At 76.3% G+C, this 9093-nt stretch carries 5 protein-coding genes and 1 pseudogene; 5 read left to right on the top strand and 1 reads right to left on the bottom strand.

The genetic code is table 11. The features are described 5' to 3' along the window. The 5 genes and pseudogenes from C1I97_RS41715 to C1I97_RS24555 all read left to right on the top strand — a co-directional run. Positions 1-97, top strand: a pseudogene (locus C1I97_RS41715) (DUF5134 domain-containing protein); the annotation flags it as partial. 107 nt (positions 98-204) lie between these two features. After that, entirely contained in the window at positions 205-1140 is a 936-nt protein-coding gene (locus C1I97_RS24570) for a M56 family metallopeptidase (protein ID WP_111005356.1), read from the top strand. A gap of 68 nt (positions 1141-1208) precedes the next feature. After that, positions 1209-1910: an HAD family hydrolase gene (locus C1I97_RS24565; protein ID WP_111005355.1), complete on the top strand. Its 702-nt coding sequence runs from the start codon at positions 1209-1211 to the stop codon at positions 1908-1910. Between the two features lie 143 nt (positions 1911-2053). Next, entirely contained in the window at positions 2054-2731 is a 678-nt protein-coding gene (locus C1I97_RS24560) for a TetR/AcrR family transcriptional regulator (RefSeq protein ID WP_111005354.1), read from the top strand. A gap of 157 nt (positions 2732-2888) precedes the next feature. Further along, the gene (locus C1I97_RS24555; protein WP_111005353.1) at positions 2889-4235 is read left to right on the top strand and encodes an FAD-dependent oxidoreductase; all 1347 of its coding nucleotides are present in this window, start codon (positions 2889-2891) and stop codon (positions 4233-4235) included. Positions 4236-4635: 400 nt separating this feature from the next. Here C1I97_RS24555 and C1I97_RS24550 read toward each other — a convergent pair whose 3' ends face one another. Continuing rightward, positions 4636-8943, bottom strand: a complete 4308-nt coding sequence (locus tag C1I97_RS24550; protein WP_111005352.1) for a cation-translocating P-type ATPase — start codon at positions 8941-8943, stop codon at positions 4636-4638. Positions 8944-9093 lie beyond the last annotated feature (150 nt).

Genomic DNA, 9093 nt, shown 5'->3' with positions numbered 1-9093 from the left:
GAGTGGAGGCACGGGGTGGGGCGACCGGCCGGAGCTGGCGCGGGTGTGCCGGCTGTCGATGGGGATGGCCATGGTGGCCATGCTGCTGACGATGTGAGACGGCACCTTCCGGGACGGCGGGGACGGGTGCGCGGTGCCGTGGTCTGTGTCACTTTGCCGCGCGGAGCCGTACCCCGGACCGTCGGCCGCTCATAGGGTGATCACATGATGGTCCCCGCGCTCCTGCTGCTGCTCGGCGCCCTCATCGCCGTCGCCGCCCCTCGGCTGCTCGCCCGGGCCGACTGGCCGGACCGGGAACCGGTGCTGGCGCTGTGGGCGTGGCAGTGCGTGGTGGCCGCGGTCCTGCTGTGCTGCGCGCTGTCGATGACGCTCAGCGCCGCTGCCGCCTGGCAGGAGGTGCGCGGCCATGTGTTCGCCACGGCTCCGCGTCCGGTGGTGGAGGCGTACGCGTTCGGCGTGGCCGGGGCCTGGGCGCCGGCCGCCGCGGTGGCGCTCGCCTGCGGCGGGGTGTGGAGCGCGGCGATGCTGGTCCGCGAGGTCGTACGGGCCCGGGCCCGGCGGCGCCGGCGGCGGGCCGAACTCCTCGTCCGTGCCCCGCTGCTGCCCGGTGAGGAGCCCGGCAACGACCGGCTCGTCGTGCTGGAGGGCGAGCGGCCGGACGCCTGGTGGCTGCCCGGCCCCTCGCCCCGGCTGGTCATCACCACGGCCGCGTTGCGGCGGCTGAAGGGGCGGCAGCTGGACGCCGTCCTCGCGCACGAGCAGGGCCACGCGCGGGCCCGGCACGACTGGCTGCTGCACTGCTCCTCCGCGCTGGCGGGCGGTTTTCCGCAGGTGCCGGTGTTCGCCGCGTTCCGCGACGAGATGCACCGGCTGGTCGAGCTCGCCGCCGACGACATGGCCTCGCGCCGCTTCGGCCGTCTGACGACCGCCCTCGCCCTGGTCGAACTCAACGAGCACCGGGGCGTGTTCGGCCCCTGCCCCGCCTCGGGGGCCCAGGTCCCCGAGCGGGTGCACCGCCTCCTCACTCCCCCGGCCCGGCTGACGGCGGCCCGCAGACTGCGCCTGACGGCGCTCGCGTCGCTCGTACCGGTGGTGCCGGTGCTGGTGGCGTTCGTACCGGGGCTGAGGGCGCTGGGCTGACCTGCGGCCCCGTCTGCGATCGTCCGGAACAGGTGGTCCGGGCGGCCGGATTGGGTCATGATCGCACCATGGCTGCCGTGCTCTTCGACTTCTCCGGAACCCTCTTCCGTGTCGAGCCCACCGGGTCCTGGCTGCGTGCCGTGCTGGACGAGACCGCACTCGCTCTGGACGAGCGGGAACTGGCCGAGAAGGCGCGGGCGCTGGAGGAGGCGGGAGCGCTGCCGGGCGGCGCGTCCCCCGTGCGGCTGCCCGAGGAGCTGGCCGGGCTGTGGGAGGTCCGGGACCGCAGCGCCGAGCAGCACCGGGCCGCGTACACCGCCCTCTCCCGCCAGGTCCCGCTGCCCGAACCGGGGTTGCACGACGCGCTGTACGACCGGCACATGACCCCGGCGGCCTGGGCGCCCTACCCGGACGCGGCCGAGGTGCTGCGCACGCTGCGCGAGCGGGGGATCGGCGTGGGCGTGGTGAGCAACATCGGCTGGGACCTGCGCCCGGTGTTCCGCGCGCATGGCCTCGACACGTACGTCGACGCCTATGTGCTGTCGTACGAGCACGGCATCCAGAAGCCGGACCCGCGCCTGTTCGCGGCCGCCTGCGCGGAACTCGGCGCGGACCCCGAGGACGTGCTCATGGTCGGCGACGACCGCCGTGCGGACGGCGGTGCGGCGGCTCTGGGCTGCGGGGTGCGCTTCGTGGACCATCTGCCGGTCACGGACCGGCCGGACGCGCTGCTGCCGGTGCTCGACCTGATCGGCCGACGAGCGGCCTGAGCCCGCCGGACGCGCGTGAGTCCGCCTCGGACGATCCCCCGCGTCGCCCGAGGCGGACGGCAGCCCGACCGGACCCCTTGCCGGGGCCGGCGCGCTCGTGCCGAGTATAGTTGGCTGGCAGCCAGTCAACACAGGAGTTTCGCATGTCTCCGCGCAGCGCCTCGGTCAATGAAGAGTTGCGGCGGCGTTCCCGGGAGCGGCTTCTGCAGGCGGCGGTCGAACTGGTCGGCGAGCACGGGTACGACGCGACGACGCTCGGCGCCATCGCCGACCGCGCGGGGGCGGCCCGCGGCCTGGTCTCCTACTACTTCCCCGGCAAGCGCCAGCTGGTGCAGTCCGCCGTGCACCGGCTGATGCACCGCACGCTTCAGGAGGCGCTGGAGCGCGAGCCGCGCACCGAGGACGGCCGGGAGCGGCTGGCGCGGGCCATCGACGCGATCCTGGGGCTGGCCCGGGACCGGCCGGTGCTGATGCGGCAGCACATGGCGGGGATCCTCCAGGCGGAGGGCTTCGTGCAGTGCCCGGAGCAGCAGCGGCTCTCCCAGCTCCTGCGGGACACCGTCGTCCGGCGCGGTTCGACGGACGTCGACGCCGACTACCCGATGCTGCGGGCCCTGCTGATGGGCGCCGTCTACGCGGCGCTGGTGCCCGGGGCGCCGATGCCGGTACCGGTGCTGCGGGCGGAGCTGTTCAAGCGCTACCGGCTCGACTGGGACATGGGCCTGCCGCCCGGGACCCGGCCGCCCGGCGGCTCCCACGAGACCGACCTGTCCCGCTTCTTCGCCACCGGCCGGCACCCGGCGCACCCGCCGGAGCGGTAGTCCGGCGGCCCCGGGCCGTGGTCCGGCAGCCGGCGCACGGCTCGTCGGGACGACACGCGGGCGATCCCGTGCCGCCGGTCTCCCCCGGTGGTCCGCTTGGTGCGATGCTGGAGCCATCAGCGATCTCCTCCGATCCGCCGGGGTAAGGAGTTCCGCAGTGCTGCGTGTCGCCGTCGTCGGCTCGGGGCCGAGCGGATGCTACACCGCTCAGGGCCTCGTCCAGCAGGACCCCTCGGTGTGTGTCGACGTGCTCGACCGGCTCCCGTGCCCGTACGGGCTGGTGCGCTACGGCGTGGCGCCGGACCACGAGAAGATCAAGTCTCTGCAGAACAACCTGCGTACGGTCCTGGAGCACGAGCGGGTCCGGTTCCTGGGCGGCGTGCGGGTCGGCGGCCCCGGCGGGCTGCCCGTCGGGCGGCTGCGGGAGCTGTACCACGCGGTGGTGTACTGCGTGGGCGCCGCCACCGACCGGCACCTGCAGATCCCGGGCGAGGACCTGCCGGGCAGCTGGTCGGCGACCGAGTTCGTCTCCTGGTACAGCGCCCACCCCGACGCCGTGGACGACGGTTTCGTCCGGGACGCGCGGTCGGCCGTCGTCATCGGCGTGGGCAACGTCGCCGTGGACGTCACCCGCATGCTGGCCCGCGGCGCGGCCGAGCTGCGCCGTACCGACATACCCGAGGGCGCGCTGGCCGCGCTCGCGGCGAGCCGGGTGACCGAGATCCACATGGTGGGCCGGCGCGGCCCCTCGCAGGCCCGCTTCACCACCAAGGAGCTGCGTGAGCTGGGTGCCCTGCCGGACACCGACGTCGTCGTCGACCCGGAGGAGCTGGCGCTGGATCCGGCGTACACGGACCCCTCGGCGCTGCCCGCCGCCCAGCGCCGCAACATCGAGGTCCTGCGCGGCTGGGCGGCGGCGCCCGCGAAGGGCGGTGCCCGCCGGATCCGGCTGCGCTTCTTCCTGCGCCCCGCCGAACTGCTCGCCGCGGACGGCAGGGTGGGAGCGGTGCGGCTGGAACGCACGGTGCCGGACGGGCACGGCGGCGTGAGCGGGACCGGGCGGTACGAGGACATCGACGCCCAGCTGGTGCTGCGGTCCGTGGGCTACCGCGGAGTGCCGCTGGACGGGCTGCCCTTCGACGCCGGCACCGGTACGGTGCCGCACCAGGACGGGCGCGTCCTGCGCGACGGGGCCGTCGCGCCGGGCGAGTACGTGGCCGGCTGGATCAAGCGGGGCCCCACGGGCGTCATCGGCACCAACCGGCCCTGTGCGAAGGAGACGGTCACGTCGCTGCTGGCGGACGCGCCCGCGCTCGTCCGCAGGCAGGTCCCGGACGACTCCGTCCCCGCCCTGCGCGCCGAGGGTGTCGAGCCCGTGGAGTGGGCGGGCTGGCAGGCCATCGAACGGGCCGAGGCGGCCCTCGGCGCCTCCCTGGGCCGCGGCGCAGTCAAGCTCCCGGACTGGGAGTCACTGCGCGCGGCGGCACGCAGCAGGGCCCCGTAGGGCCGGTCGCCGCCCTCCGCCTGCCCGGCGACGCTCCCCCGGCCTGGCGGCTGGGAGGTGTTCCGAGGCACGCACTCCCCGCGTTCTTCGGACGGGGCTCGGGAAGGCGCCGGCGCCGGGCCCGCTCCCGGGACTCCTGGAGCGGACGACGGGGGTCCTGCGTTCCGGCAGCCGGCGGTACGGCGGGAGCCCGGCACCGGGGACCCGGCCGAACCGAGCCCCCGGAGCACCGCAGAAGCCCGACGCCAGGACCTGGCGCAGACCGGCCACCGTGCTCGCACCCGGCCGACCCGGCCGCCAGTGGCGCAACCGGAGCCGGACACCAGGGCCCCGGCGAGAAGGAGCCGCCGGCGGCAGGTGGTCGTCGGTCGGCGGTCCTCCGTCCTCGGGCCGGCCGGAGTCAGGGCCGGGCCGGTTCCGGGGGCCTGTTCTTCGGGAGGAGGCGGGCGACCGTCTCCTCCAGACGGGGCAGGGCCCGCTGGCCCGCCAGGGCCAGCGCGATCGCCGCGGCGACGCCGGCCCAGGCGACGGGGCCGAGCGGGGTGCAGCCCAGGGCCCGGCTGACGCCGGGCGTCTGGATCAGCGCGACGAGGGCGGCCGCGGAGCCCAGGGAGGTCACCCGGACCAGCGGGCTGTCGCGGCGGTCGAGCAGGGTCTGGGCGAGCTGGGTGCCGACCACGGCGCACAGGGCCATCGTGCTGGAGCGGCGGTTGGTGCCGGGTGTGAAGCGGCCGATCAGCCAGGCCGTGAGCGCGCCCAGGCACGTGGTCAGGGCACGGTGGCGGATCTGCCGGATCAGCGCCCCGCCCAGGACCCCGCCGGCCGGGTCCTCCGGCGTCGCCGACCGCACCCGCTCGCCGTCCTCCTTCGGGGTCACCGCGACCGCCATCGCCGGGAACAGGTCCGTGAACAGGTTCACCAGGAGCATCTGGCGGGTGGACAGCGGCGCGGTGCCCGACAGCAGCGTGCCGAGGAGGCCGAAGCCGACCTCGCCGGCGTTGCCGCCGATCAGGATGGCGATGGCGTCGGCGACGCTGTGCCACAGGGCGCGGCCCTCGCAGACCGCGTCGATCAGGACGGTCAGATCGTCGTCGGTGAGGACGATGTCGGCGGCGTTGCGCGCGGCCGCCGAGCCGCGGGCGTTGATGCCCACGCCGATGTCGGCGGCGCGGATCGCCGCGGCGTCGTTGGCGCCGTCGCCGACCATGCCGACCACCCGGCCCGCGTCCCGGAGCGCCTCGACGACCTGCAGCTTCTGCTCGGGCGCGACCCGGGCCACGACGCCGGCGTCCCGCAGCATACGGGCCCGGGCCGAGCGGTCCGCGGCGGCGAGTTCGTCGCCGGTGACCACGACGGTGTCCTCGGGCCAGCCCAGTTCGGTGGCGATCGCCCGGGCGGTCTGCGGGTGGTCGCCGGTGAGCATGACCGGCCGTACGCCTTCTTCGTACAGACCACGCACCAGGGCCGTGGACGTCTCGCGGGGCACGTCCGACAGCGCCAGCAGGCCGATGAACTCCAGTTCCCGCAGCTCTTGTTCGAGTACGTCCTCGACGACCTCGTGCTCGTCGAGCCGTCGCTGCGCCACCGCCAGCACCCGCAGTCCGTGCCCGGCCAGCGCGCGCGAGGTGTCGACGGCGTGGGCCGGGAGACCGGCGCAGGCGGGCAGGACGGTCTCGGGGGCGCCCTTGACCACGAGCATGCGGGGGCCGTCCGCGGCACGTCCGACGCCGGCGGCGTATCCGCGGGTGGTTTCAAAGCCGAGTTCGTCGAGCTGCATCCAGTGCGGGTCGGGGCCGGCCGCGTCGAGGACGGCCTCGTCGGTGGCGTGCACCGGCCGGTCGGAGCCGCCGTTCAGCCGCGGACAGGCCCGCGCGGCGATACGCAGTGTGTCCGCGGACTCCGCTTCGCCGACCGCGTGGACCGTCCCGGCGGCGTCGGACGCCCGCACCACGCGCAGCCGGTTCTCGGTGAGGGTGCCGGTCTTGTCGAAGCAGACGGTGTCCATCCGGCCCAGCGCCTCCAGCGTGCGCGGGGTCCGTACGAGGACGCCGTCGCGGCTGAGCCGCCGGGCCGCCGCCAGCTGCGCCACCGTGGCCACCAGCGGCAGGCCCTCGGGGACGGCGGCCACACCGACGGCCACGCCACCGCTGACCGCCTCGCGGATCGGGGTGCCGCGCAGCAGCGCCAGGCCGGTCACCCCGGCTCCGCCCGCCAGCGTGAGCGGCAGGGCCTTGCGGGTGAGTTCCTGCAGCCTGGCCTGCACGCCCGCGGCCGGGGGCGTGCGGGCGGCCAGGTGCACGGCGCGGGCGGCCTCGGTGTCCTCCCCGGTGTCGACCACGACGGCCCGGGCCTGTCCGGCCACCACGGTCGTGCCCTCGAAGACCATGCAGAGCCGGTCGGCGACCGCCGCGTGCGGGGTCGGGGCGATCTGCTTCTGCACCGGCAGCGACTCCCCGGTCAGCGCGGACTCGTCGACCTCCAGGCCGTCCTCCCACAGCAGCCGGGCGTCGGCGGGCACCACGTCGTCGCCCTTCAGCTCGATCACGTCGCCGGGCCGCAGCTTTCCGGCGTCGACCGTACGGATGCCGTCGGCCGGGGCCTCGCCCTCCGGCGGCGCGACGCGCGCCTTCTGCTTCTGCCCGGCGACCAGCCCGGACAGCGCCCGCTCGGCGCGCAGCCGCTGGACGCCGCCGACGAGGGCGTTCAGGTCGAGGGCGCCGACGACGAGCAGGGCGTCCACCACGGAACCGAGGATCGCGGAGGCCGCCGAGCCGACGGCCAGGACCGGCGTGAGGGGGTCGTGCAGTTCGCCGCGCACGGCTTGGCCGAGGTCGTAGGTCCAGCGGGCCGGGGCGAGGACGGGGTGCCGGGTGAGGCGGTCGACGGCCTTGCGGACCCGGCCGGTGGCCTGCTCGAACGGGGTCGGTACGGCGGCCGGCCGGTGTTCCAGCCGGTCCTGTGCCTCGTCCGGGCCGAGTTCGTGCCAGTGCACGCGCGGGTGCGGGTGCGGGGCACGGGCCGCCGCCACGCCGAGGGCGGCGCGTGTCCCGGACAGCAGGGCGATCGCCGCGGCGATGTCGACCGGTGCGTGCCGCAGTCCCGGCAGCACGGTGCGGCGCCCACGTCCGCCCTTGGACTCGCCGACGGCCACGAGCAGCCCGGACAGCGCGGCGCCGGACCGGGCGAGGGTCTGGGCCCGGCGGCCCACCGTCCGGGCGGCCGGGACGGCGGTCAGCACCCGCCACACGTCGGGCAGTCCGTGCAGGGCCATGATGTCCGCGCCCCAGGTGACGGCGGCGCCGTCGTCCGTCAGGGCGACGGCGATGTCGCTGCCGCGCAGCCCGGCCAGGATGTCGTGGTCGTCGGCGGACCGCATCCGGGCGACGGTGACGACCGCGCCCTCCCCGCCGCGCAGCCCGTACACCACGTCGTCCAGGGGGCGCCGGGCGTCCACGACCTGGTCGGCGAGGGCGGTGAAGTCCTCCAGGGCCGGGTTGTCCACCACGACGACCCTGAGGCCGGCCTGGCGGGCCGCGTCCAGGACCGGCTCGGTCCACGGGTCCGCCTCGCCGTCGTCGGTGCACAGCGCGCTCGGGTGCAGGACGACGGTGCCGGCCATCTCCAGCTGCCGCAGCCGCTCGGGGTCGCGGACCAGTACGCCGGTCCGGGCGAGCGTGGTGCTGAGCACGGCGTGGAAGACGGCGGGTCCGTAGCGCGCGGCCTTGGGCGAACCGGCGAGCACCGCCTCGGCCGCCTCGGTCGCCTGCCGCTTGACCAGCAGGGTCACCGCCGCGCCCAGCAGGCTGCCGACGGAGGCGTGGTCGGCGTACTCCTGGGCCGGCGTGACGCGCAGCGGCGGGCGCGCGGAGACGTCCGTGGCCACGCTGATGCGGTGGGGTGCGCACAGCTGGTCGTGGACGGCGTCGAAGGCGGCCGAGCGGGCCACCGTGTCGGCCAGCTGGCAGGCGCGCAGCGCCCCGTCCAGCACCAGCGAGGTGGGGGTCTGGCCGGCGCCGTGCACGGCCGCGTTCGCCCAGGCCAGCAGCAGTTCCATACGGGGCCTGCCCAGCCGGGCGCGCAGCCAGGCGCGACAGCGCGGGTTCTCCCGCAGCAGCGTCACTGCGGCGGTCACCATGCGGGGAGAGGGGGGCAGGCGCAGGAAGTAGGAGGTGAGTCCCGCGGCGATGCCCACCCCGTCGGCGGCGAGCGTGCCCACGGCGGCCCGCACCCCGGCCGGGTCGGCGGGGTGCGTGATCTCCTCCGGGTCGCCGCCCTCCAGGACCAGCCCCTCCCGGGCGGCGAGGGCGGAGGCGTGGTCCATGACCCGGTCGGCGACCTCGTCCTCCGTCACGGTGACGACCAGGCGCGCGAGCCCCTGGTCCCAGTAGGCGAAGAGCACGTCCGGCCGCTCGGCCAGCGCCACGGCCATGCGCCGGGCCAGGTGTTCCCTCCCGCCCGCGCGTCGCACCCGCTGCGGATCCGCGGGCCGCAGCGCGAGGTGCGCCCGCGTGCCGGACCGCCAGTGGGCGTCCTCGCCGGGCAGCGCGTTCCAGGCGACGCGCGCGACCCGCACGGCGGTGTCCGCACCGCGCACGCCGGCCCGCGCGGTTCCCGCCACCGCGCCGGCGGCCACCCCCACCGCCGGTGCCGCCGTCCGTGCGAGCAGACGGGCGGCGGCCGACGGCGCCGTCAGCAGACCGAGCACCATGGCGCGCCCTCAGAGGGTGGTGCGGTCGGGCCGCGCCGTCGGGCCGAGGGGTCCGGTGGACGCGCGCCCCCCGGGCGCCTCGCCCCGGCTCCCGGTGTCCGGCGGGGCGGCCTGCCCCTCGGAACCGGCGCCTCCCCCGGCCCTCAGTGC

Origin of the sequence: Streptomyces sp. NTH33 (assembly GCF_003236365.1) — a bacterium.
GTDB lineage: Bacteria > Actinomycetota > Actinomycetes > Streptomycetales > Streptomycetaceae > Streptomyces.
Note: the sequence above shows the minus strand (reverse complement) of the source record. Positions and strands in the feature narration are given on the sequence as shown.